This window comes from Microcystis protocystis FBCC-A270 (assembly GCF_050500235.1).
GTDB classification, from domain to species: domain Bacteria; phylum Cyanobacteriota; class Cyanobacteriia; order Cyanobacteriales; family Microcystaceae; genus Microcystis; species Microcystis ichthyoblabe_A.
In genome coordinates, this window is the sequence record NZ_CP191407.1 from 2336421 (window position 1) to 2361377 (window position 24957).

The following is a 24957-nucleotide window of genomic DNA, read 5'->3' on the forward strand; positions in this document are numbered from 1 at the left end:
ACTGGTTGAATTTGATCCCCCCAACCCCCCTTGATAAGGGGGGCTTTTTACTGGTTGAGTTTGATCCCCCCAACCCCCCTTGATAAGGGGGGCTTTTTACTGGTTGAGTTTGATCCCCCCAACCCCCCTTGATAAGGGGGGCTTTTTACTGGTTGAATTTGATCCCCCCAACCCCCCTTGATAAGGGGGGCTTTTTACTGGTTGAATTTGATCCCCCCAACCCCCCTTGATAAGGGGGGCTTTTTACTGGTTTAAGATGTATAAGTCTGTGATATATTACAGGTTACAAGTCGCTGCGCGAGAAAAGAGACTCTCTCCCACCCCCTCCCGCTACGTGGCGTTGTTAACCTTCTTTTTGTTAGCTTCGGTAGGTGTGCGTGTTGACTACCCTCTAATAAAAAAGTTAGCTCATCATATCTCAACCATTCTCCGTCCCTGCGCCAACCCACCTCGTCAGCGAATTTTTTATACACATCATAATCGTATTTCCCTAGTACACCACCGCAATCCAGCCAGACTTTTTTCTGCACAGAAAAGCCAAATTTGCCGCCGCTATTATCTACCCAGAGCTTATCAATGGTGCGTAACTCTTCACAGGGAAAGTTGTTAATGCTTTCTTCATCTAGCCAGCCTTCATCTTCCCTCTTAGCAATTAACAACATTAACCGCGCCGTTTCCTCATCGGCTTCGCGCCATTGGCCATTTTTCAGATAGGTTTCCAGTTGTGTAAAGAGAGAAGTCTGTCGTTTTTGTTCTAAAAATTCCAAACCTCGACGTTTTTTAACAGGTAATTCTCGATAACATCGCTCCGCTAATCCCTGAGCTTTAGGATTAGATTGATTATAAAAATAGACAATAAAATCAGTCGGATTAATCAATAAAGTGGCATACATAATGCAAGCCTCGTACCAGAGATTTTGTTCCCAATTTTCCTTGAGTAAATTTTCTTGCTTTAACCGTTTAATCTCCAAAGAAATTAAATAGGACTGAAAAAGATTATGGGCAAACTCATAGTATTCATCCTTTTTCAAAATTAACTCGCTCACATGAATTAACCGCTCTACAAAATCCTTAGCCGAAGTGCTTTCAGGATAACCCAATTCCTGAATAAAATTTTGTATAGAACTCAGTAATTCTGAATATTCAATCGTGGTTGTATTTCCCATTTTCAGGGCTAATTGTTGTAATACCCGTTGACGATGATTTTCCTCATTGTTATCTAAAATCATATCAATGCCCCTAGCTTGAGGGCGAGTGATCAATTGCAGATCAAAAATTCGGCGAAATAAATCCACTCGTTGCTGAGGTAATTTTTGTCCCGAGCCAAAGTTTGCCCGATGTAACTGTACTATCATATTTAGATTTAAGGGATTTCTCGCCAAGGCTAATAGAGTAGAACTTTCCCCGGAATCATCGAGAGCAAATAACTGATTAATTAAATCCTTTGCTTTATTGTCGGCAGCTTCTTGTTTAGCTTTTAAACTTCTGCTAACTCTGGTTTCCTGCTCTTGCCAGAAATACCATTTATACACAAAATCCCGAATATTTTTATCGGTAAATTCATTAATAAACACCTTTTGCCGAGGTTTATGCTCAGAGCTAAACGCTTGATAGCTTTTCGGACGAGAGGTTAAAATAAAATAGTTTTGGCGAAAATCTTGCCACTGTTTGCCAATCCATTGACTGACTTTTTCGGCATATTCGGGTTTAACTTCATCAAAACCATCAAACATCACTAACATTCGCTGACGGGTTAAATGACTTTTAGCCCAGTTCTGAGGTAAATCTAATTCTTGAGAAATATCTTGTTTAAGATGTCGCTCAATTAAGGTTGGTAAATCCAATCCTTCTGTGGTGGTAATCACTTCCTGCCATCTCCGTAAACGTAAAAAGACAGGAATTAAAAAAGGTGCATTTTGTTTCGGTTGTTTTAGAGCGTAGTTATAGGCTAAATGACGCAATAAAGTCGTTTTTCCTCGGCCACCAGGGGCCAGAATTAACAACCGTAAATCTGTCCTCTTTTTAGCCCGTCGCAATAAATCCCAAATATCATCCCCCGTACCTTTAGATTCTTCTTCTGAGCGCAGTTCCAATTGACTCAGATCCAAATTAATAAAAATTTCTTCCAGTTCCGGAGTAGAAAAACCAAAGATTGTATCTTCAATCCCTTCAATATCATCATAACGACAATCTGAATCCCGTAATTTAATTAAATATTTCCCGTCAGGATTAGCTAATTGCCAACGTATTTTTTCCAGTCCTTTGTCTAGCCAAACAAAAAAGCTTAAAGCTGTACCTTTACCATGATTTTTACCTTTGGTTCTTGCTATTTCTAAAAACCCTTGACTCCAGGCTGATCCGTAGGTAAAAAAGCCCGTGACGATAAAAGTGACTGCCCCGACAATAATCGCCTTAACCGTGTCATGTTGACTAAGCCAAGTTAAGCCGCCTGTAATGCTACCCCCGATAATTGGAAGGGAAGGAGCGGAGGTTCGGAGTTGATGGGCAACAAAAGCAGTGATTTTTCCCGTCCAAACTTGAGCCTGTTCCTTTTCCTGGTCAAAATCTGATTCTTTTTTCTGTTCAGATTCGGATTCTTCCGGCTTTGTGGTTTTATCGTCCATAAACCCCCTTTGATCAACCTCTTCTAATTATATTAGAACTCTATTGAAGATAGATTTTGGGTTCGATCCCCTCTGCCCCCCCTTGTGCCGATCCCCCCTTAATCCCGCCTTAATAAGGGGGTGCCGATCCCCCCTGCCCCCCTTGATAAGCTATCCATTAGTCACATCTTTCTTAACATAAAATTTGACAAAAAGAGAAAAGTGTGCAAGATGGCTCAAGGGGGTTCTATGGGGGGACTAATTTGATGAGATAGTTTCCAAGTCTGGCTGATATCATGTAACCTTCGCAGTCCCAACCAAATAGTTTTAACACCTGGTTCACCGTCACCTTTTCTACCTAAAAACCCCCCAAGAGAAGCAATCATTCTGACCGCTTCTCGAAAGGAGGGCGGCTTTTCAGGTGGCGGACTCTTTTTATGAATAGTGGCACACAAAGATTGCCATTCATGTTCTTCCAAAAAACTTTCACAACTCTCCTCTCCGTGTAAGCGTGCTTGATAGGTTAACCAGAGTAATCTCCAAGCTACAATTGAATAGGTAGCTAAGGCCATCTCAATTCTACGACCCGTTTCTAATTGCAGTTTTTCTAATCCACAACCACTTTTTAAAACAAAATGATAGCGTTCTATCAACCAGCGATAACTGTACCAGCGCACACAGGTTATCGCTGATTCAAAGCTACTAATGTCTAGGCTAGTTAAGAGGAGCCAACTGATAGGATTAACTCCAGGACGCGGATTTTCTTCTTCAGCTAAAATTACCTGTAATTTGACCGGTTGACGAGGGTTCGCTTTCGAGTGATGCTTAGGTACTTGTATTTCAAAACTGGCAAATCTAACTGTTAGTTTAGCTAGTCTAGCCTCGTGATTAGGATTGCGTTTTACTTGCACATCTAGGCTACCACAGGCTTTTATTTCTCTGATGGATTGATGTAAATATTTAGGTTCTGGATGCCCTGACCTTTGCTTGTCTTCGAGATAGTTAACTTTTCGGTTATGAGTTCCTCGGATTAATAAATGAGAGTTAGGACTTCTTGATTGGGCAAATAAATCAAATATGTCTGCCTCACAATCTCCGATTGTTACTACTTGAATATCTTCGGGTATTTGTTGTTGTGTTTCTGATACAGACTCTAACCATCTTTGACTTTCTTTTTCTTCGGTTTCTCTTTTTTTCTTTGCTTGGCAATCCCTAAATTCTTTTCTTCTCTTGCCCAGACATATTGATTAATCAGTCCTAAAGGTATTCCTTGCGCTGACACTCCTAAGGTGGTATGAACTTTGAGACCAAAGGATTTTTTATAATCTAGATAACCCATTCCTTTTTTTGCTTTTTGCGTCGTAAAGTCTAAACTTGTTGTGTCTTGCACTGCCAAAACTATTGGATGTTCTTTGATTCTTTCTACTGTACTTTTGGCTTGGGCGGCAATTATATCTGAGGGGTGAAAATAGGGGGAATTCCAAAAGTCGTAGGTGGCACTCGCTGCGGCTAGATTTCCCGAAGCTTGTGGCACACTTGTACTAGGTTGGCTGGCCAAGTTTTCTACGATACTGATTAACCTTTTCTTTCTTCTGGTGTCCCCCAGGTCTGCATATTGTAATTCTTGGGCTGCCCATTTCTCCATTTTTTTGCTTACCTCCACCTTAATTCCTTCTTTCAAAACTATACCTATCAATCGTTTCCCCTTTTTTTAAGTTTCTTCTCTTTTTGTTAAGAAAGATCCGACTAATGGATAGCTTGATAAGGGGGGTGTTTGACAACTTAGTATCAAAATCTCTGTTTATTTTAATAATAATAAACGCTGGGGAGATAAAGTAACAGTCCAAGGCAAAGCTTGCTCCTTAATTTCTAACCATTTATCTTTATATAACTCTGCTTGGATCTGAAAATCTCTGTCATGGTTGGAGGGTTGATTAAGTTTCAGATAGAGAGTCACCCGATGGGGTCCTTCAATGGCATTAGCTAACCAACAGGGAAAAGTATTAATATCGCCTAAATCTCGACCAAAAATAATTTGATGGGCGCGAATTCCCGTATAGGCTAAATAGTCGGGAATTCCGGGGATGGTGTGTAATTTAACATCCCAATCAATGGCTTCTAATTGTTGATTATTAATAATTACAGCACGGGAAAAATTTTTACAGCCAGTAATTTTTGCCAAACTAACGCTATCTGGTCGCTCAAAAATTTTCTGTTTAGAATTATTAGCAATTGCCCGCCCTTTTTCCATAACTAATAAATTCTCACATATTCGATAAGCTTCATCCATATTATGGGTAACAAAAATTGTCACGCCATCGTAATTACTTAAAGTTTTGATCATCTGACGTTCTAATTGAGCGCGTAGATGGGTATCAAGGGCAGAAAAAGGCTCATCTAATAATAAAGCTTCCGGATGACTAGCTAAAGCGCGAGCGATGGCGACCCGTTGCTGTTGTCCCCCCGATAATTGATGGGGATAACGGTTTTCCATGCCAAGTAACTGCACTAATTCCAATTGGTTGACAATCTGCTGTTTAATAACTTTTTTAGATAAGTTTTTCGAGAGACCAAAAGCGATATTTTCTGCTACGGTGAGATGGGGAAAAAGAGCATAATTCTGCACCACAAAACCGATACGACGCTGACGACTGGGGAGATTAATTCCCTTTTCGGAATCAAAGAGAATGCGACCATTTAAGACAATACGGCCCCTTGAGGGCGTTTCTACCCCAGCCAGCGATCGCAAAATCAGGCTTTTTCCCGAACCCGAAGCCCCTAATAGTCCTAATGGCTGATTTTGGCAGTTAAAAGTGACCGAGAGGTTAAAACCGGGTAAATATTTCTCTATATCGAAAAATAAGCCTATTTTATCCCTATAATGCTGATTTTCAGCTGCTAAAAGGGCAAAATCGCGACCCTCCCAGGGTGGCAGCCAGTCCTCCATCTCGTTAGGTTTGCTTTCTCCCGGTCGTCCTAATTGCTGCTTGCGTTGACTTTGCCAGAGATTAACGGCGATAATACCCGATAGGGAGATTAATATGATAATAAACACCCATATCCAAGCCTCAGTCATCGCTCCTGCTTCCACAGCGAAGAAAATCGCCATCGGGATAGTTTGAGTTTGCCCCGGAATATTACCGGCTAACATCAAAGTCGCCCCAAATTCCCCCAAAGCGCGGGCAAAAGCTAGGGTTAATCCTGCTAATACCCCGGGGAAGGAGAGGGGCAAAAGTAGGCGCCAGAATATTTTCCCTTCCGATGCCCCCAGGGTGCGGGCAACCTGTAAAAGATTGGCATCCACCTGTTCAAAAGCGCCGAGGGTGGTTTTGTACATCAGGGGAAAAGCTACCACCGTCGCGGTGATAACGGCGGCATACCAAGTAAAAACGATGCGAAAGTTAAATAGGTCTAATAACTGTCCTAAGGATCCGTTTTTGCCGAATAGGAGCAGTAAAATGAAGCCTAGCACCGTCGGGGGCAAGATTAGGGGTGCGACGAAAACTGCCTCGATTAGGGATTTCCACCGTCCACGATAGCCTAACATCCAATAAGCGGCGGCAATACCGAGAAAAAAGATGATTATCAGGGCAATGGTGGCGGTTTTCAGGGATATCCATAGGGGGGAAAAGTCTGGCATTGTTTATCTGGCTATTCCGAAGCCGAATTTTTCAAAAATGTTTTTAGCGGCTGTCCTGGTGAGATATTGGGCGAAAGTCTTGGCAGCTTGCGGGTTTTTGCTGGCTTTTATCACAGCCATCGGGTAAATAATCGGAGAATGGAGATTATTGGCAGCCGTAGCCACTACTTTTACTTGGTCGGAAATTTTGGCATCGGTGATGTAAACAATGCCAGCATCGGCGTTACCAGTCTCTACGGCGGCGAGAACATTACGGACAGAGTTGGCAAAGACCAGTTTTGGTTTTATTTGCTCTAAAATGCCGAGATTTTTCAGAACTTCTTCACTGTACTGACCGACGGGAACGCTGCGCGGTTCACCCACGGCAATTCTTTTGACATTACTGTTAGTCAGGGAACGAAAATCGCTGATTTTTAGGGCGGAATTCTTGGGAACGATTAAAACTAGGCGATTAGTGAGCAGGTTTCTTCTGGTAGTTGTATCGATTAAACCAGCTTTTGCTAAAGCGTCCATTTGCTTAGTGGCAGCCGAGAGGAAAACATCGACTGGCGCACCCTGTTCGATTTGCCGTTGCAAAGCTCCCGACGCACCGAAGTTATAATTAACTTTAATGTTACTATGGGCTTTTTCAAACCCCAGCTTGATTTCTTCTAGGGCATCTTTGAGACTAGCGGCGGCAGAAACTAGAATTGTCTGGGTTTGCGCGGTGGCGATAGTAGATGAAAAAAGGTTTATTCCTAGAGATAATAAGCAACTAAGGACAATTGATCCGATAAAAGCCAGAAAATATCGTCTTTTCATCAAGATTGATAGCAAGCGATCGATATTTATATTTCTATCACAACCAATCCACCGCCCAAAATCTGTATCTAGGGTTTGCGGCAAAAAGTTTTTCCTAGGGTGTGGGGTGTGGGAAGTCAGGATAAGTAGGATTGGCTGAATATCCAGCAATTCTCATTTTGAAATAAATAGAGCATTAACCCCGATTTTGGAAGGCAAAATATAGTAGAAAGTGACTATTTTTCAGGGACAGGCGATCACAAAAAAAACAACTGGTGGGACAAATTAATTATAAATACTCAAGCAATCAAAGGGATTGGCTGAGAACGAACGGGGTTAATTCAGGAAGATAGTTCTGTTTTTAGAATAGGGAATTCAAGGGAAATAAAAATTTATAATTAAGTAGTCGTGCAAAATAAATTTCCTAGTGAAGAAAGGCAAAAGGCAAAAGGCAAGGGGGGGTTAGATGTGTGTAATTAATTTTGCTTAGGTACTTATTGTCAGCTAAGGTAAAATGGGTGACAGCACGTCAAATTATTCGGCTCTTCGTTACTTGTTATGGTTCGATAGGGGGGCATAAATCGACTAAATCCTTATCTGGCAAGAGACTTAATTGATTAGTTCCCTCTAGATAAAAAACAATTGACAAAAATCGCTAAATGCCTTTCTCTATAAGAGTTTCATTCCTTATAACCCTGTACATTGCATCAGACAAACCGAAGAAACGCAATTTAATGTTCTGATAGCCTTGGGATGATTCAGAGCTAAACCCACAGGTCAAAAATTAAATCATAAAATCCCGCTTGTTTGGCTGGAAAATCGCCCCTTTCTATCCTAGCAATAATTGATGGTAAAGCTGCGATGAAAGCAGGGCTTCTCTCTTTCGGGTGTAGACTCCAAGCTCTAGGGTTGGTGAGGTTAATCCTCAGATAATCCGTCTGTTTGAGCTTCTCAGAAACCATAATTTCCCAAGAATCTAATTTTCCCTTTCCAGTCCAGATATTTAGGGCTGTTTTCATCCCTTCTGGCCAATTTTTTACAAACTGCTGCCGATATTCATTATACCAGATGATAGGCAGGGGTAATAACTCATCAAACCGGTTACATTTGAGCAAATATAGGCGACTTCCAAAATATTTAAATTCATAAAAACCTTGAGGATTTAATTTGCCCGTATCTGATTCAAAAAACTTACCATCAGAGGTGGGCGGTCCTGTCATAGGACGGACAAACATAATCCGAGGATTTGCTTCCATCAGATCAATTCCTTCAGCAATCCATTTGTAGCCTGGCTCTTGGTACATCATCATATCGCTATCAAAATGCAGCAGATAGTCACTCTGACATTCTTCTATCTTAAAAATCGAGCCAAGGATCGGATAGCCTTTATAGTTATGAGTAGGTTTTATGGCACTGCCGAAATGTTTTAGATATAATCGTTCTTGATACCTGGAATCGTAATTAAAATCTACAATCCGGTCAACCACACCCTTGTGCAGCAAAGTTTGCGCACATTGGCGTAAGTCTTCCATCGTACCAATACCAGGACGATCAACTTTTTCCCCACTTAAAGCAGCCGTGTCTATGGCTAACACTTTTTCTTGAAAGGGAAAATTACACATCTTAACTATATGGGGGATAGTAAGCATCATAAATGGTAAGTCAGTCCGCGCTACAAAAAACCAAAGCGAACAAGTAGGAGATGCCATTAATCTTGCCTCTAACCATTTAGATACGGGACGGGGCTTATTATAACATCTTCACAGCTTTTTTACCCCTTTTGGCAGTTTAAACCCCACCCCAGTTCCTAGTCTTATAGAGTTAGTTGACAAGACTGGGATTTGTGAGGTAATTTTTTAGAAGATGCCCAACTGGGACGATTGATCTCTAAGTATTTTATGACTTTCCCCTTTGTCTCAATTATTATTCCTGTTTTTAATGATGTAGAGGGTCTGAAAACTTGCCTAGAAGCTCTTGAGCGACAAATATATCCTACGGACGATTGGGAGATCGTTGTTGTCGATAACGGGCCCGATGATAGCATTAAAGATTGCGTGGCTCGATTTCCTCGAGCCTCTTATCTGGTAGAAACCATCCCCACGCAATTTGCTGCCCGCAACACGGGGATTAGGGAATGCCGGGGTGAAATCATTGCTTTTACTGATGCTGACTGCCTTCCCGATGCCCACTGGCTGAGAGAGGGGGTAGAGGATTTGGTCAATACTCCTAATTGTGGTTTGGTTGCAGGTCATATTGAGGTTTTTCCCGAAATCGAAGGCAAAGCCAACGCGGTTGAGCTTTTTGAGATGATTACAGCTTTACCCCAAGAAGAATTAGTTACGAAGATGAAATTTGGCGCAACTGCTAATATTTTTACTTTTAAACAGATTTTTGAAACCGTAGGATTTTTCAATCTCTCTCTTCCCTCGGGAGGAGATTTAGAATGGGGACGGCGAGTTAGTAGCGCAGGTTATCAAGTAGTTTATGCCCCAAAAGCCCTAGTCAAACATCCTGCTCGCAAAACTTGGCCTTCCTTAAGGTCTAGAACCATAAGGGTCATGGGGGGATTGCATCAGATCAATTTAATCAGTTACCCCCATCGGTCTAATTTAAACCGTTTCCGGGGCTTAATCGGTGATATTTGGCGAGATTGGCCTAACCTGAACGATCTTCTGGCTATCTACAAAGATGCCAGAATTCCCAACCAAAGCGATCGGATCAAGGTGGTCTTGGTTACTTTAGCGGTAAAGTGGACAAGGATTTCTGAGAAAGTTAGGCTGTTTTTAGGGGGAGGATTAAAGACGGACTACAATAGAGATTTACAAGCAGTGGGTATTAAGTCAGAAAATATTTGATCTATAGGGGTTTTCCTTAGCCTGAAGTCAGTTCTTATACCCTCTCTTTAGGAATCGGCAGAGGAGTTGTTTACGTCTTATTTAGGTTTGCCAGAGCTGATAACTTTTGCTTAATTTTAATCAGGATAGTTTTTATTTTACTCTTGAATAGATTAGAATTTTTGGTAGATATTTTAATTTGCGTGATTAAATTTTCTGCTATCTTAATCCTCAACAACTTGGCCGTATCTTCAGAGATTTTATTTTCTAGGTAACTTAGCGCATTGCCTAAGGCATCATCTTGAAAATCTGGACAAAAAATGTTAGTGTTTCCTTGCACTCGACTGACGAAAATGAGCCCCTTAATATAGGCAGTTGCTAGAGTTTCTAAATCTAAATCAGATGGCACAAAGTATTGCAAGATATCTTGGAGAGTCTCCTCACCTTCTGCCGCCGCTAAGGCGACACCATAGTTAAAAAAAACGGCTCGATTACGGAGTTGATTGTAGTAAGAAATATCAATGGGGGGATGGACGTTTTCTAGCTGAATCAGGCGCGGATCTTCCTTGGTTAAGCAATCCAAAACCTGTAATATCCCTTTTAAGACCCTGAGTCCTTGCCGACTATGAGAGCTACAATTCTGACGGTATTGAGCTAAAAAATCAGGTATATGCAGCAATTTCTGACGGGATCTGGCGAAGCGAATCCAGATATCCCAGTCTTCACCCCCCGCAGTACCATCGAAATTGAACCAGCCTACTTTTTGCAGAGACTGGGAGCGGATCATAATGCCCGCAATCCCCCCCCAAGTATTGTGTTCCAGAATATTGGGCCAGCTAGGAACTTCACTTTGATCGAGCTGGCCTAGTATAGTCTGGCCATCTTCCGCCATCATCCAAACGTTAGAGGCCACAGCGGCTGCTTCAGGGTTTTTGCTTAAGCTTTCTACACACTTGCCCATCATTGACGGAGCGAGCAGATCATCGGCATCTAAAGTGATTAGAAATTCGCCCCTGATCAAAGCGCTGCCGTTTTTCCTGGCCGCTACTTGCCCCTGTTGTTCTTGATATAAATACTTAATCCGCTGGGGATATTTCTGGGTATATTCTTGGGCTACCTGATGGGTGTTGTCGGTGGAGCCATCATTGACAATAATTATCTCATAGTTTTGATAAGATTGTCTCAAAACAGATTCCACTGCTTGAGCAAGTAAGTGTCCATGCTGATAACAGGGAATTAATACGGAAACTTTGCCGAGCTCAAAAATGGGATCGTTCTCTAGCATATCTTGCACTCATAGGGGTTTATTCTCGGGTTTGCCTAATAAACCTTTGAGTTTTTTACTTAGCCTACTTTTCCAAGTGCGGAAAATTGTGGTCAGGTGATCGCGGATCACATATTGCCAGCGCCAGGGCCAAGATAAATTCTTCAGCCTGTACTTAAGAAACAGATCGCGATTGGGCATATTTGGCCCGTGACCAAAGCCTGCCCAGTGGGTATATAGTATTCTTTTCCCATTTACCTTGTGAGTATTATCGGCAAACTCTATCTTGAATTTTGCCCACTCGGAGCCTAGATCGGGGATAGCCTCAGTAATGGCTTGGGTTTTCAGCCCCTTAATATCCACACAGTAGTTGACAAAAGGCTGGACAATACAATTATCAGCAAAATGCTGTCTGATTGTGGCTGCTTGTTCAGCCAACTCTTGAATATCATCTAGGCTAAAAGCTCCCCGGGAAGATATAAAAGAGCCTGCGTTGAAACCATTTGCCCTATACTCTCGGATCATTTTATCTCTAAACTCCCCCTCTTTATAGACCTGATCGAATATACCCCTATAGTAGTACATAAATTCTAATTCAGAGTTGATATAGGTTCGGAACAGCTCTTGCAAGCTATCTAAAACAATAATGTCAGAATCTAGAAAGATAAAATGCTCTAGGGGTCCCCAGAAGATGGAAAAAATACGAAATCTGTGATTATGTATATCGTCGATACCCCTTACTTTTGCTCCCACTCCATCTAATAGCTCCAAGTTTATATCGCGATAAAAATTGAAATTGTATTTCTGAGAAATTTTACTTAGTTGGGATATATTATCATTAAAAGGTATAACATATAGAGGGCATTCAGGCTCATAGGCCCTGAGACTTTCTAAGAAAGGAATCATCCATTCCAAAACCTGATCATTAGCTAAACAGTATATACCTACTTTTCCAAGCGTCTTCATGGGTTAAGATTTATCAAGGAGTTTCCGCTATTCTACTCAGGGAAACTTTTCTTGTCAATCTCAGGGAAAAGGAAAATCCTCAACGCTTACGGTCAAGTAAATTGTGGCCAGGGCTACAAGTCCGTCAAGATACAACAATTTCACCGCCAAGGATAAAGTTAGTATTTTGTTCCTTTCCTGTTCCCTCCTTTCAAGCCACGAGGACTCTAAGGACAGGCAATATCTCAACCTAATTCGTTGCTAGGTCTTGCCGGAGCCGGTCTCTAAATCGGTTAACTGTGATATAAATACTTTTAGATGGGAGCAGTAAAAACTTATGAGCAACGGAATCTGTACTTTGGCTAACGATCGGGTTTACGATCAGCTAGTGGCTCTGCTGAATAGCATTGAGGCGAATGGGGGAAAAGACTTACCAGTTTGTGTCTACCCCTACGATAACCAAACCGAGGAAATTGCCAAGTTAATCGCTCAACGCCCCCAAGTTGAACTGTATCGCGAGCGGGAGTCGATGGAGAGGTGGGATAATTTTGCCAAAGCAGCCTGGGATTCCCATCCTACAGCCCGCATCAGGTGGCAGCAAGCGGGAAGCAATGGCTATCATCGTTTTGGTACCCATCGTCGCTACTGTGCCTTTGACAGCCCCTTTGACCGATTTGTCTATATGGACGCGGATACCTTACTTTTGTCTCCCATAGACTATTTCTGGGAAAAGCTAGACGATTATGATTGTGTTATCTACGATTATCAGTATAAAGATCCCTCCCACGTCTATGAAGTTAGTTCGCCAAAGTTACTGAAAATATTCTCCGAAGAACGGATCAAAAAAGAGATTTTCTGTTCAGGAATCTATGCTTCTAAAAAAAACTTATTTGAGGAAGAAAAGAGAAATTGGATTCTGGAACAATTGCGTTCAGGAGAGTCAGAGATTATCTATCCCATGGCAGTGGATCAACCTCTTCTAAACTACATGATGATGAGAACAGGTACTTCTATATACAATTATGCTTTGAATACTCCTCCAGAAAAGAGAGTAGGTAACTGCGTTACCGATCCCAAATTTGTCGAAAAAGATAATTTATTGTATGATAAAGGATATAGGTTAATTTACCTTCATTATATTGGGATTTCAAGCAGTTTCTTTACTAGATGTTGCCAGGGAGAAAATATAGATTTTCCCTATCGCAGTTTATTTTTATATTATCGCTATCTCTACGAACCTGAAAATTATCCTCAATTTAAATCCAGTCCTGTCTGGTACAATCAACCTAAAAGTTTAGGAAAAAGAATGAAGGAAAAATTACAGAGAATAGCCCGTAAAGTTTTTTCTAACTAATAACAAGAGGTTAATTTGTGACAGAAAAAATAGTAGGTATGCTCAGCAGCTATCCCAATTTAAATCAGGGAGATTGGCTATGGAAACAAACTCCTTATCCCATGGGAGTTTGGGGTAATATTTCCATGCAAGCTAACGCTCCTGAGCCAGATTACTTGTTACTTTATCAGTTTGATTTTCCGGAACCAAAGAAAGAGCAAGGCGGCTGGAAAAATTGGCTCAAAAAACCAGCAAAGCCACAGCAGGCACTTCCATCTATTTTGGGGAGAGTTCCCAAGGAACGCATTATCTATCTCTTAAGAGAACCGCCCTTACCAGAAGTGTTATCGACCAATCTGGAAAATTACCGCATCGCCAGCGAGTATTGTGGCTATGTATCAGGTCCGGATGATTACGCGCCTCAACCATACTATATGCCTGCCGACTGGCACATAAGCAACAGCTTTCGGGATCTGGCCGATTTGCCCTGTCCGGAAAAAATTCGCCTCTGCTCTTGGATTACCTCTGGAACTACCCGCACAGCCAATCATCGCCACCGTTTGTCCTTTATGCAGCTAATCAAAGATAACGAACTTCCTTTCGATTTTTATGGGCGAGGTTTGCCGGACTGGACGGGTTCGAGAGGCTCGGTACAAAATAAATGGAATGTCCTAGCTCCCTACTACTACAATCTGGCCATAGAAAACTACGCACAGAGTAGGTGGTATATCAGCGAAAAGCTCTGGGATCCGCTATTAGCTTGGTGTCTACCTATTTATTACGGTGGAGCGGATGCAGAGAAACTATTGCCACCGAAAAGTTTCTTACGCCTGCCCAGTTTGGATCAAAAAGGAGTTGATTATTTGCGAGAGGTCACTTCTAGTTTGGATGCTTGGCACGAAGCGAAAGAAGCGATCGCCGAAGCGAGACAAGTTATCCTGTACGAGCTGAATCTACTTAACTGGCTCTCTAATTTCGTGGTATCCTAAATGCCAATGGTTCTCTTCGGTTTTGTTGGCAAATTGTTCTATATGATGCCTATTAGCCGCAACTATGAATGCTCCTAAATCAGGACGAAAACTGGGACGGTAGGGACAGAAGGTGTTTTCCTGAGTACAGGATAAACAAGAGAGCCAAGCAATTGTTAAAACAAGTATTTCGTATATTGGTGGTTAAAAAATGCTGAAAAAAACTATTGGAGTCTATATGCCCTATTTTATGGGAGGAGGTGCTGAATCTGTGGCTCTCTGGATACTAGAAGCCTTAAAAGAAAAATATGACTTAACTCTTTTCACCTTTTACTATCCAGACTGGGAAAAGCTAAATAAGTTGTATGAAACATCCCTCAGTCCCAAAGAAGTTAAAGTTGTTTCTGTATTACCAAAAAGTTGGCAAGGCATCTCAGAGTTTCTCATCAGTAATAATCCTCATTTTCGGCAGATATCCATTCATTTAAGCCTGCGTTATTTAAAAGAAAGAGCCAAAAATTATTCCTTGGTGATATCAGCTTGTAATGCGGCCGATCTAGGCGTACCAGGAATCCAATATATCAATTGGGTTAAAGTCCTTGAAGGTGGTAAAATACACCAGAATATGCCCTACCTAAATATCTCCAATTTTTCTGTAGATAACCTCAAAAAGAATCTGTCTATTTCTAACTCTTTTGATGTAGCCAAAGCAGTCAAAGAAGTTTACGGGCTTGATAGTACCGTTATCTATCCCCCAGTGGTCATTCCCGTTAAGGATATTGCTCCGGAGCAAAAAGAGAATGCTTTTGTAATTAGCGGTAGGTTAACAGTAGATAAAAGTCCAGATTTCGGCATTAAAGTCTTAAAAGCAGTGCGGGAGAGAGGATTTTCCATCAAACTCCATATAACTGGGGGAGCTGGGGGAGCTTTTAATAAAAAGTATCAACACTATATTGAACAATTGGTAGCAGAAAATTCCGACTGGATTCAACTGTATAAGGATCTTCCCTATGCAGATTATTGTAATATACTGTACAAATGTAGGTATGGTATCCATCCCAAGAAAGACCAGTTTGGTATCTCCGTAGCCGAAATGGTGAGAGCAGATATCATTCCCTTTGTACAGAAAATAGGAGGTCAAACTGAAATCGTCGGTAAGCACAATACAGAATTGCAATTTAACAGTATGGAAGAAGCAGTAGAAAAGATTATTGCAGTAATTAGTAATGAAAAGAAACAGGAAGAGCTTTTAATGTCCCTCTCCCATCAAAAGTCTCTTTTTTCATCAGAGAAATTTCAAAGGGAAATCAGTCAATTTGTAGATAATTATTTCTCTGACAACGTTTCCGAAACCTAGGCAAGAGATTCTAACGCTTGCACATACTATGTGACTACATCATCCCAAGTCCACAGGCGTTTCGTCGGGAGCATCTCACTTGTGCAACAAGTATTAATGCTTATGGCTGTCAAAAACTATAAAACCTTGAACTTTAAACCCCAACTAAGTTGAGACCCGTAGTTTTTCCTCCTCTATTTTAAGATGAGTTTTACTCCATAAGTGATCGGCCAAAACGAGAGGCGCGCTATATTGATCACTATTCTAAAATGGAAGCAGGGGATTTTTGCTTGAATCTATGACTGTAACACTGCTCGCACCACCGGCTGAAATAATTCACCTGTCCGGGATTAGCTGGAAAACCTACGAAACGCTGCTCGCAGAAATGAGCGATCGCCGTCTCCGGCTGACCTACAATCGTGGCAATTTAGAAATCATGGCTCCTTCGACCGGACACGAATTTAGTAAAACCCTCATCGGTCGCTTTGTCAAAACCCTAGCGGAAGAATCAGCAGTCCCGATTTATCCCCTCGGTTCTACCACCTTTAAACGCCCTCAATTAAGCGGTGCAGAACCCGATGAATGTTTTTATATTGATAATATTGAGGCGGTTCGGGGGAAAAGCGACTGGACTTAAATGAAGACCCACCACCGGATTTAGTCATAGAAATTGATGTCACCAGCAGTTCTCAAAATCGCCTTCAGGTTTATGCATATCTAGGCGTGGCAGAGGTTTGGGTTTATAATGGGGAATCTCTGGTTATCCAACAATTACAAAATGGCAGTTATATCACCTCCCCAACCAGTCAATTTTTTATAAATATTCCTATTTCAGAGATTGCTATATTTTTACAACAAGCTGAGACATTGGATTACCTAGAGTTAGTAAAAGCATTTGGGACTTGCGCTTTGATAATGTACCTTTTGGGCGAACGCAGTTCGCCCCTACATTGTGGACAAAATCGGTTACTGTAGGGGCGCAAAGCTTGCGCCCTCCGATCGATCAGGTTTGCTGATCGATCGGAGGGCGAGAGCCTTCGAGAGCCCCCGCAGCTAAGGGACTTGCGCTTTGATAATATGCCATCTGGCTGGTCTGATTCTTCTACAGAGCGATTTTCTGGCTGGGATATTATTCCCACGCAAGTCCCTTTCGGAATTGGGTAAGAAGTCAGCTGAAAAAATAAATCTGAACCGGAGTCTCAAAAATGGAAATTAACAAGTTTCCCCTTTTGGGTCGTCGGTCGTCAATACCAAATCAGGTTACACCTCATCGACCCGAAGGTTAATGCGGATGGAGGGACTCGAACCCACACATCGAAAAGATACTAGAACCTAAATCTAGCGCGTCTACCAATTCCGCCACATCCGCAAATATAGCACTGCACCTAATCATAGCATAAGATACTATAGGAAAGATAAAATTTTTTATTCTTAATAATTTTATGCTCTTAGGTTTTGTCTTTCAGTCTCCCGGCCCCGTCCTCTGGGAGATCGGACCAATTTCGGTGCGCTGGTATGGATTTCTCATCGCTATGGCGGTATTATTGGGTGTCACCCTCTCCCAGTACCTCGCCCAAAAAAGAGCGATCAATCCCGATTTAATCGCTGATTTGGCCATTTGGTTAGTAGTGGGGGCCATACCTGCAGCCCGTCTGTACTATGTTCTCTTTCAGTGGCAAGAATACGCGCAAAATCCTGCCGATATTATCGCCATTTGGAAGGGAGGTATCGCCATTCACGGGGCAATTATCGGGGGTTTGCTGGCGGCCCTAATCTTTGCTCGCATTAATCGGGTTTCTCTTTGGCAATTACTCGATCTGGTGGCACCTTCAGTTATTCTCGGTCAAGCGATCGGACGTTGGGGTAACTTTTTTAATTCGGAAGCTTTTGGCAGTCCGACTAATTTACCTTGGAGGTTGTTTATTCCTCCCGCTAGTCGTCCTTTAAAATATATCACCGTCGATTATTTTCACCCCACCTTTCTCTACGAATCTATCTGGAATCTGGGAGTTTTTGCCCTACTCATCTATCTATTTTTCTGGGGTTTAAAACACCCTAGTAAATTAAAAATTGGCACCCTTACCCTAGTCTATTTTATCGCCTACAGTCTTGGTAGATTCTGGATCGAAGGACTACGCACCGATAGTTTAATGTTTGGGCTTTTGAAAATGGCGCAAATAATTAGTTTAGGAGCGATCGCTGTTGGTCTTTTCGGTTTATTCTGGTTATATAAACTCCAGCGTCCTTTACCGGATGTGGTGGCGACCGTCAGTTATAATCAAAAGTTACCCTAGCTAACCCTGACAATGGATCTAGTAACAATTTTTCAACAGGTTTTAAACGGTTTATCGATCGGTAGTGTCTATGCTATTTTTGCCCTTGGTTACACTTTGATTTTTTCCATTTTAGGGATTATCAATTTTGCCCATGGCGCAATTTTTACCCTCGGTGCCTATTTTACCTACGCTCTAACAGGGGGAGTTTTCGGTTTTAATGGTCTATTAGCTAATGCCAAATTACCCTTTTCCTTACCCTTTTTTTTAGCCCTCTTACTAGGCTGTATCCTTTCAGGTTTCACCTCAGTTCTTCTGGAAAGATTAGCCTTCAAACCCCTCCGGGTACGGGGTTCCGATTCTCTCTTAACTTTGGTTTCTAGCCTAGGGGCAGCCGTGGTAATTGTCAATGTTATTCAATACTTATTCGGAGCAGAAATTTATACTTTTCCCGATGATATTTATGGCAATCTTCCCCCCGCAATTAATTTTGGTACAGCCGATCGCCCCGTGGCAATTCGCACAATTCAGATTATTATTTTTCTGGTTTCAGCAGTTATGGTTGCTTTACTAACTTATTGGGTTAATTTTACCAAAATGGGCAAAGCTTTACAAGCAGTAGCTGAAGATGTCACCACGGCCAGTTTGTTGGGGATCAATCCCGAAAAATTTATCGTGATTACTTTTTTTATTAGTGGTGCCTTGGCAGGTTTAGCAGGAACTTTAGTCGGTTCTAGTGTTAGTATTGCCGGTCCATATTTCGGTATTGCTTTCGGATTAAAAGGTTTAGGAGTGATTGTTTTAGGGGGATTGGGAAGTATCCCCGGAGCAGTAATCGGTGGTTTATTATTGGGTATTGCCGAAGCTTTTGTTCCCGCAGAATATTCCGGTTATCGAGAAGCGATCGCTTTTGCTATTCTCTTTATTATGTTGTTAGTTCGTCCCCAGGGTTTACTAGGCAGAAAGTTAATTCAAAAAGTCTAAGTCGGTTTAATTACCCGAGAGAAAAACTGTTTTTCCTGACAAAGAAGATTGATAGGCAGCGTAGGCCACTTCTAGGGCATAAAGACTGGCTTGGGGAGTAACATAAAGAGGAACCTGATCGAACAGATAATCTAGCACCATGGCGGTATCTTTAGCAAAAAGACCACGACGGGTTTCCACTTCTAAAACTTGGCTACCTTCACTATTAATTAACTGCCCTTTTTCCCCTTCAAAAATTAAGCTGCCCCCCTCACCATGAATAGTGAAAGTTCGCTCATTTTGCCAAAAAACTTCGCCTTTGCCGTAGGTAACTTCGGCAATTAAGCCATTTTTAAATAATAACTGCGCCTCACACAAACAGGCCAGAAAATAATCGGATTCCGGGGCATTCCAATAACGACAATGACAGGATACGGACTCCACTTCCCCAAATAAATTAGTAAAGCGATGGATACGAGAAAGGGCAGCGATCAAAGGAAACCCGAATAAATCCCGATGAAATGTCCAGCGCCGGGGTGCTGGTCTGCCGGGGGCGATTGTGGTATAACGGGCTAGGTGGATATTGCCGAGGCTGTCTAAATACTGCTGTTGGGTTTGATGCAGTCCCCCCAAAAGTTCAATATGTTCGACGTGCAGTAATTTGTTCTCGGTTTCGGCTAGGGTGATTAATTCTGCTGCCGCTGCCGGGTGAAAAGCCAGAGGATACTCGACGATAACGTGCTTACCAGATTTTAAGGCAGTACGGGCGATCGAGGCATGGGCCTGATTAACGTTGGCAATGACAATCAGATCGAGATCAGGATGACTGGCCAGGCTTATTGCCGAATCTAGGGCAGAAATTTGGTATTTTTGCGAGAAATTAACGATCGATTCGGGACTATTACCGCTAAAATACAGAAGCTGGGCGCGATCGTCGGCTTGCAAGCTTTCAGCGCGACGTTGAGCGGCGAACCCTGTGCCAACTATACCAATTTTTAAGGGACGATGAGAAGTCATCAGGGGCATTCTGGCGACATTAATTATCGGGAAGTGGGGTGTGGGGTGCGGGGTGCGGGGAGAATAAATAAAAACAATCTCCTGACTCTTGCCGACTGCCTCTTGCTTTTCCCAGCTTTATCTTAGCAATCAACTCATCTATTATCTCAAAAATAGCGCCCTGAAAGATGTGGGAGGGTGAATTCATATTTTTAATGGGCAACGCCAATTTTTTGCTCCTGTTTAGGCCCTAGACATTCTAAACCGCCATCGGTTGTCGGGGAGCATGACGACTAGGGGAAACCACTACGGGAGTGGGCGACACTGCACAGGTTAATTCTAGAGACTGTTCTAAACTAACCACCCGATTGAGTTCTTGCCATTCAGTGCCAAAAGGAGGCATCGCTAGAGCGCAGGCTTTCCAATGAGCTTCGACGGGAACATCTAGTTGTTGACAAGTGCCACCGCGCCGACCTTGGGTTTGATAGTATCGGCAGTATCGACAGGAAGAAGTAAGAAAGTTTGCGGCTTGCATGGGTTGGCTTTAAAAGGAAGATGATTATAAAGAACTCAAGGGATGACTCTCTTTTCGCTCTGTGTAATATTGTCCTACCCCGTGCCAAGGGTATTTTCCTGACTAGCATAGCTAGGACTGATACGCCATATAGTTTTTAGTGATCCCCAAAAAAAATTTTGTTTTTAGAATCTTTTAATAGTTACTTTGCAAAAAGCAGCACTGTCTCAAAACAGAGGAGTTAAACTCAGTTGTGGCCGAGGTTATCGGCTCTGGTATCGGCGATAACAAAGCGGGGATCAAGCCTTAGCCGAATAGAATTGATGAATACAGGTTCAATTAAGACAGAAAAGATCGGCCAATTGATTCCCGACTCAAAAGCACTCTTTCCACAAGACTATAAAAAAATTGAATCTTTTACCCCGCCCGACTGGGCAAAACAAAAAGCACAACATTGCCAACGCTCAAGCTCTCCGGAGGGACTGGGAGACTGACAACGAGGACAAATCGGCCAAGATCGGGTTCTATGAACTATTTTCTGGCTCCAACTCTCTAAACTGTCCAGTTGCCGGGGATTTTCTGGCGGTTTTTCCGGGGTGACATAACTAGGATGATCTCTCAGGGATTTAGGTGCGATCGCTTCTGGAGGAATTAACTGACTATCTTGCTGCCAACGGGCAGCAGAAAAGCGGATATCGCCCAAGGGAGTCTCTAACTGACTATTAAGCCGTTTTAATAAGCTATAGCGTTGTAAAGACAATTCCTGTGCTAAAGCGGCGCTACTGGTAGCCACCGATAAAACCCCGCGATTGAGGGAAAAAGGCCGAGTTTGCTCCAACAGACGGGGATTAATAATTTTTGGCCATAATTGCAGCACTTGCTCATAGTGGCGATATTCTTCCCAACCCGCCTGTTGAGTAATAACCGCTAAAATTTTGTCAAGAGAATGTAAAGACATCTGGAAAATCTAGAGAGTACCACGTTAGACTAGGACGAAAAAACCCCTAAGTAGCTGGTTATAATTAAATTAAAAATGGATTTTAGGTTCGATCCCCCCTGCCCCCCTTGATAAGGGGGGTGCCGATCCCCCCTTAGTCCCCCCTTGATAAGGGGGGTTTCTGATAATTTTTAACGCCTACCTACTTAACTTTTCAGCATAACCCTATAATACCGTCATGAAATCCGATCGACCCCCATCCTCCCAAGATTTGCCCCTCTCGATCGTCCATCAACCCAGTTCAGCCATTGATCCCGCTCAGGAACCAGAATACCTAGAAGCTACTGTCATTAACGTCTATCCCCCAGCTAAAGATGTCTTTTTTACCCCTTGGGGCATCCGGGCAATGGTGATCTTTTTAATTGCTAATAGTCTCCTCAGTCTCAATCAATGGTTAACCAACACCACCCCGAGGAAAGCTGAGACTTCGCTGCTGGGTCAGCACAAAAATAACTCCCGCCACCTCGATCGATTGATAGTGATCGCTCGTCCAGTAGAGAAAACTCCTCAAACCAGTCCGATCGCTAATATTCCCGCTCCTCCCGTTAAAACTAGCCCGATCGCTAACATTCCCGCTCCACCAGTGGTTCAGAGTCCCCCCACCGCCATCAATCTGACTAATACTCTCTTACCGCCGAATCCGCCACCGTCCCTCATACCCGCCCATCCATTACCCGTCAGTAAGATCCAGCAATCTTTACCCGTCGCCCCCCCGGACCCCAATACCCCGCCCGTATCTTCCCTCGTTTCCCCACCACCGCCACCACCGCCCCAAGTCACCCCCGTCCCCTCTCCGGCGGTCATTAACGAACGAATGTTAGAGGAATTGCGCCAAAGAGAAGAATCACCCGCTAATTTACCCTTTTTTCAACGGGAAAAAGCCCGTCGTCTGGCTAATCAAAACCCACAGGATGCCACGGAGTTAATGAAACAGTTACCGCCAGAATTACAAGCATCCCCTTCTCCCTCTCCCAGTAGTCCGGCACCCCCAGAAACAGCCGATCCCTCCCAGTCCCCCGTTCCTAGTTCTATCATTATTGATAGGAGCGGCACTTCGGTAAACTATTAGGGTTGGTATCGGGAGGACGGTAATGGGTTTGTTTGAGCGCATGGGCCAAGCAATTCGCGCCCAAGTCAATAGTCTGATTCAGGAAAATCAAGATCCGGAAAAACTGCTGGAAAAAGCGATCTTGGCGATGGAAGGGGAATTGATCCAAATGCGACAAGCCCTAGCGGCAGCCGTCGCTACCCAGAAACGCACCGAGCGCCAACGACAACAACAGGAAAAAGCCGCCCAAACTTGGCACGAACGCGCCCAATTAGCCCTACATCACGGTAACGAAGAACTCGCCCGTCAAGCTCTCAGCCAATGGCAAACCTATCAAAGTCAGATCGCCCCCCTACAAACCTCCCTGCAACAACAGACGGCTATTATACAAAAGTTAAAGAAAGAACTCTTGACAATTGAACGCAAATATGCTGAGATGAAAGCACAGAAAAGCCTTTATCTGGCCAGATTGCGATCAGCGAGTGCCAGTCAAAAAGCCCAAGAAATTATGGGCAGTTTGAACAGCAGTCAGATGGGTACTATTTTCGAGAAATTAGAAGCAAAAGTCCTAGAAGCCGAATCCCAAGCCGATTTAATCGGGTATAAAGACCCCTTAGAGCGACAATTCCAAGATTTGGAGGGACAAAAACAAATTGAAGCGGAATTACTCAAGTTAAAACAAGAAAACTTGGATGAGTGATGTGGGGTGTGGGGTGTAGGGTGTGAGGTGTGGGGAGAAAAAAGCTGTCTCCTGACTCTTGACTCCTAACTCCTATCGCCTATCCTAGCTCTCGTGGTTTATATTAGAGAATAAGCCGTTAGGCAAGATAGGAAATTTTAAGAACAGTTAACTGATTTAGTACACACCGAGAGGAACAAGAGCGTCATGGGTTTATTCGATCGCCTTAGCCGAGTTGTCCGAGCTAACCTCAATGATATGGTGAGCAAGGCTGAAGATCCAGAAAAAATGCTGGAGCAAGCTGTCAGTGATATGCAAGAGGATCTAGTACAGGTACGTCAAGCGGTTGCTAGAGCGATCGCTGAACAGCGACAAACGGAACAAAAATACAGCAAAGACCAGTCAGAAGCCAATAAATGGGAACAAAGAGCCAAATTAGCCCTTTCTAAAGGGGATGAAAATCTCGCCAGGGAAGCTCTTAAACGCAAGAAAGATTTCACGGAAACCGCCGCCATTCTCAAAAATCAACTGGATCAGCAAACGGTACAGGTAGATAGTCTGAGAAAAAACTTGATTGCGCTCGAAAGTAAGATTTCTGAGGCAAAAACCAAGAAAAATATGTTAGTAGCTCGCTCCAGAGCCGCAAAAGCTAACGAACAACTCCAAAAAACCCTCGGCAGTATCGATACCAGTAGTTCCATGTCCGCTTTTGAGCGCATGGAAGCAAAAGTTATCGAGTCGGAAGCCCGTGGTCAAGCGATCGCTGAAATCGGTGGTGTCGGCATCGAACAGGAATTCGCTAGACTAGAATCGGGTAGCGATGTGGAGGATGAATTAGCAATGCTGAAAGCACAAATGTCCGGGGGAACATTACCCGGTACAGCTTCTAGTCAACCCACTTTACCCCAAGCAACCACCGTCAGGGATTCGGCAGTGGATGCGGAATTAGAGGAATTGCGATCGAAGTTAAAAGAACTGTAAAACTTTGAGAGCGTCGAGACGTACTATCTACGGTACGTCTCTATTTATTAATTTTGTTGTTGAGATAGGGAATATTAATTGCTAGTCATAATTAACCATCACTATTATGCGGGATGATTTATCTAATTTACGTTCCTCAATTATCGAACCCATATTCCGCACTTCACTTTGAAGTATAAAAAACTACAGGTCTTTTCAAAGAAAAAAAATCAGAATAATCAAAAAAAATACTCAACCAATCAGATGTTGAGGAGAAATCATAAAATGCCAAATATTTTTTCGGCTCGAAGAGTTAAACTAAGTCACAACAATTCGAGGAGTAGTGACTCTCCTATAAGCATATTACTCAATTGTTATCAACTTTGTTGCTTTGTTATTTAGACTAACGATGACAGATAATATTTTTGACAAGATGAAGGCAGAAAATTTAAAATAAAACGGCGTTCTTCAGTTAAATTGACAATTTGCTTGACCCCATTCACAATAAAAATATGAATGCCCTGAAAACATTGAAATATCCATCTCATTGTGGGACGACTCGTTAATTTACTGACTTGATTTTTGACTCCAGCCTTTGCTCTTTTTAAGCTATTTCTTAGTTCTCTTTGTCCGAGGTTATAGACTAACAAGCAGAAAGACATCAAGAATAACATTGTCTCGATTCTTTCCGTTTTTTTAACAAAGAAACTATCCGCAAAAAATAAAGGCTCTTTCAAAAATCTAAATCCTCTTTCACAAGACTGTTGATTTTTATAACTGAACTTCCCCCATACATATATACTATAATAGCCGAAAACCCTTAT

Annotated in this window: 18 protein-coding genes, 1 tRNA gene and 3 pseudogenes; 10 read left to right on the forward strand and 12 right to left on the reverse strand. The window is 42.6% G+C overall.

All coding sequences use genetic code 11. The annotated features are described in order from the left end of the window. Positions 1-251 precede the first annotated feature (251 nt). The 5 genes and pseudogenes from ACQY1X_RS11410 to ACQY1X_RS11430 all read right to left on the reverse strand — a co-directional run bounded on the left by ACQY1X_RS11410 (position 252) and on the right by ACQY1X_RS11430 (position 8732). Entirely contained in the window at positions 252-2624 is a 2373-nt protein-coding gene (locus tag ACQY1X_RS11410) for a GUN4 domain-containing protein (protein ID WP_430015699.1), read from the reverse strand. Positions 2625-2839: 215 nt separating this feature from the next. After that, positions 2840-4248 (reverse strand): annotated as a pseudogene (locus ACQY1X_RS11415) (IS4-like element ISMae7 family transposase). 156 nt (positions 4249-4404) lie between these two features. Beyond that, the gene (gene modB / locus ACQY1X_RS11420) at positions 4405-6243 is read right to left on the reverse strand and encodes a molybdate ABC transporter permease subunit (protein WP_430015700.1); all 1839 of its coding nucleotides are present in this window, start codon (positions 6241-6243) and stop codon (positions 4405-4407) included. A gap of 3 nt (positions 6244-6246) precedes the next feature. Continuing rightward, positions 6247-7044 (reverse strand): molybdate ABC transporter substrate-binding protein, encoded by a 798-nt coding sequence (gene modA / locus ACQY1X_RS11425; RefSeq protein ID WP_430015735.1) that lies wholly within the window; start codon positions 7042-7044, stop codon positions 6247-6249. Between the two features lie 743 nt (positions 7045-7787). Next, positions 7788-8732, reverse strand: a complete 945-nt coding sequence (locus ACQY1X_RS11430; protein WP_002753562.1) for a hypothetical protein — start codon at positions 8730-8732, stop codon at positions 7788-7790. A gap of 189 nt (positions 8733-8921) precedes the next feature. On the opposite strand from ACQY1X_RS11430, the gene ACQY1X_RS11435 reads away from it, so the two are divergent. Then, positions 8922-9878 (forward strand): glycosyltransferase, encoded by a 957-nt coding sequence (locus tag ACQY1X_RS11435; RefSeq protein WP_002732381.1) that lies wholly within the window; start codon positions 8922-8924, stop codon positions 9876-9878. Positions 9879-9948: 70 nt separating this feature from the next. On the opposite strand, the gene ACQY1X_RS11440 is transcribed toward ACQY1X_RS11435, so the two are convergent. Together ACQY1X_RS11440 and ACQY1X_RS11445 are read right to left on the reverse strand one after the other, a co-directional pair. Beyond that, on the reverse strand, positions 9949-11142 hold the full coding sequence (locus ACQY1X_RS11440) for a glycosyltransferase family 2 protein (protein WP_430015701.1): 1194 nt from the start codon (positions 11140-11142) through the stop codon (positions 9949-9951). A gap of 9 nt (positions 11143-11151) precedes the next feature. Beyond that, complete coding sequence (locus ACQY1X_RS11445) at positions 11152-12087, reverse strand: glycosyltransferase (RefSeq protein WP_002733992.1); 936 nt, start codon at positions 12085-12087, stop codon at positions 11152-11154. Between the two features lie 316 nt (positions 12088-12403). On the opposite strand from ACQY1X_RS11445, the gene ACQY1X_RS11450 reads away from it, so the two are divergent. The 4 genes and pseudogenes from ACQY1X_RS11450 to ACQY1X_RS11465 all read left to right on the forward strand — a co-directional run bounded on the left by ACQY1X_RS11450 (position 12404) and on the right by ACQY1X_RS11465 (position 16678). Continuing rightward, positions 12404-13420, forward strand: a complete 1017-nt coding sequence (locus tag ACQY1X_RS11450) for an Npun_R2821/Npun_R2822 family protein (RefSeq protein ID WP_430015702.1) — start codon at positions 12404-12406, stop codon at positions 13418-13420. Between the two features lie 17 nt (positions 13421-13437). Beyond that, on the forward strand, positions 13438-14388 hold the full coding sequence (locus ACQY1X_RS11455; protein ID WP_002774912.1) for a glycosyltransferase family 10 domain-containing protein: 951 nt from the start codon (positions 13438-13440) through the stop codon (positions 14386-14388). A 190-nt stretch (positions 14389-14578) separates the two neighbouring features. Continuing rightward, complete coding sequence (locus ACQY1X_RS11460; protein ID WP_287636757.1) at positions 14579-15724, forward strand: glycosyltransferase; 1146 nt, start codon at positions 14579-14581, stop codon at positions 15722-15724. A gap of 277 nt (positions 15725-16001) precedes the next feature. Next, a pseudogene (locus ACQY1X_RS11465) lies at positions 16002-16678 on the forward strand (Uma2 family endonuclease). 311 nt (positions 16679-16989) lie between these two features. On the opposite strand, the gene ACQY1X_RS11470 reads toward ACQY1X_RS11465, so the two are convergent. Beyond that, positions 16990-17072: transfer RNA gene (locus ACQY1X_RS11470), tRNA-Leu, on the reverse strand. 73 nt (positions 17073-17145) lie between these two features. Here ACQY1X_RS11470 and lgt point away from each other — a divergent pair. After that, complete coding sequence (gene lgt, locus ACQY1X_RS11475) at positions 17146-17997, forward strand: prolipoprotein diacylglyceryl transferase (protein ID WP_430015703.1); 852 nt, start codon at positions 17146-17148, stop codon at positions 17995-17997. Between the two features lie 12 nt (positions 17998-18009). Next, positions 18010-18960, forward strand: coding sequence for a branched-chain amino acid ABC transporter permease (locus ACQY1X_RS11480; protein WP_002732959.1), 951 nt, complete (start codon positions 18010-18012; stop codon positions 18958-18960). Positions 18961-18966: 6 nt separating this feature from the next. Here ACQY1X_RS11480 and ACQY1X_RS11485 read toward each other — a convergent pair whose 3' ends face one another. The 3 genes from ACQY1X_RS11485 to ACQY1X_RS11495 form a co-directional block, all read right to left on the reverse strand. Then, positions 18967-19965, reverse strand: coding sequence for a Gfo/Idh/MocA family protein (locus ACQY1X_RS11485; protein WP_430014598.1), 999 nt, complete (start codon positions 19963-19965; stop codon positions 18967-18969). Positions 19966-20194: 229 nt separating this feature from the next. Further along, positions 20195-20470, reverse strand: a complete 276-nt coding sequence (locus ACQY1X_RS11490; protein ID WP_002733655.1) for a hypothetical protein — start codon at positions 20468-20470, stop codon at positions 20195-20197. 376 nt (positions 20471-20846) lie between these two features. After that, positions 20847-21407, reverse strand: coding sequence for a DUF721 domain-containing protein (locus tag ACQY1X_RS11495; protein WP_430014599.1), 561 nt, complete (start codon positions 21405-21407; stop codon positions 20847-20849). Positions 21408-21624: 217 nt separating this feature from the next. On the opposite strand from ACQY1X_RS11495, the gene ACQY1X_RS11500 reads away from it, so the two are divergent. The 3 genes from ACQY1X_RS11500 (at position 21625) to ACQY1X_RS11510 (ending at position 24154) form a co-directional block, all read left to right on the forward strand. Then, entirely contained in the window at positions 21625-22515 is an 891-nt protein-coding gene (locus ACQY1X_RS11500; RefSeq protein ID WP_430014600.1) for a hypothetical protein, read from the forward strand. A 22-nt stretch (positions 22516-22537) separates the two neighbouring features. Next, positions 22538-23194, forward strand: a complete 657-nt coding sequence (locus tag ACQY1X_RS11505) for a PspA/IM30 family protein (RefSeq protein ID WP_002734761.1) — start codon at positions 22538-22540, stop codon at positions 23192-23194. Between the two features lie 186 nt (positions 23195-23380). Beyond that, on the forward strand, positions 23381-24154 hold the full coding sequence (locus ACQY1X_RS11510) for a PspA/IM30 family protein (protein ID WP_430014601.1): 774 nt from the start codon (positions 23381-23383) through the stop codon (positions 24152-24154). A gap of 377 nt (positions 24155-24531) precedes the next feature. On the opposite strand, the pseudogene ACQY1X_RS11515 reads toward ACQY1X_RS11510, so the two are convergent. Next, a pseudogene (locus ACQY1X_RS11515) lies at positions 24532-24912 on the reverse strand (IS1634 family transposase); the annotation flags it as partial. Positions 24913-24957 lie beyond the last annotated feature (45 nt).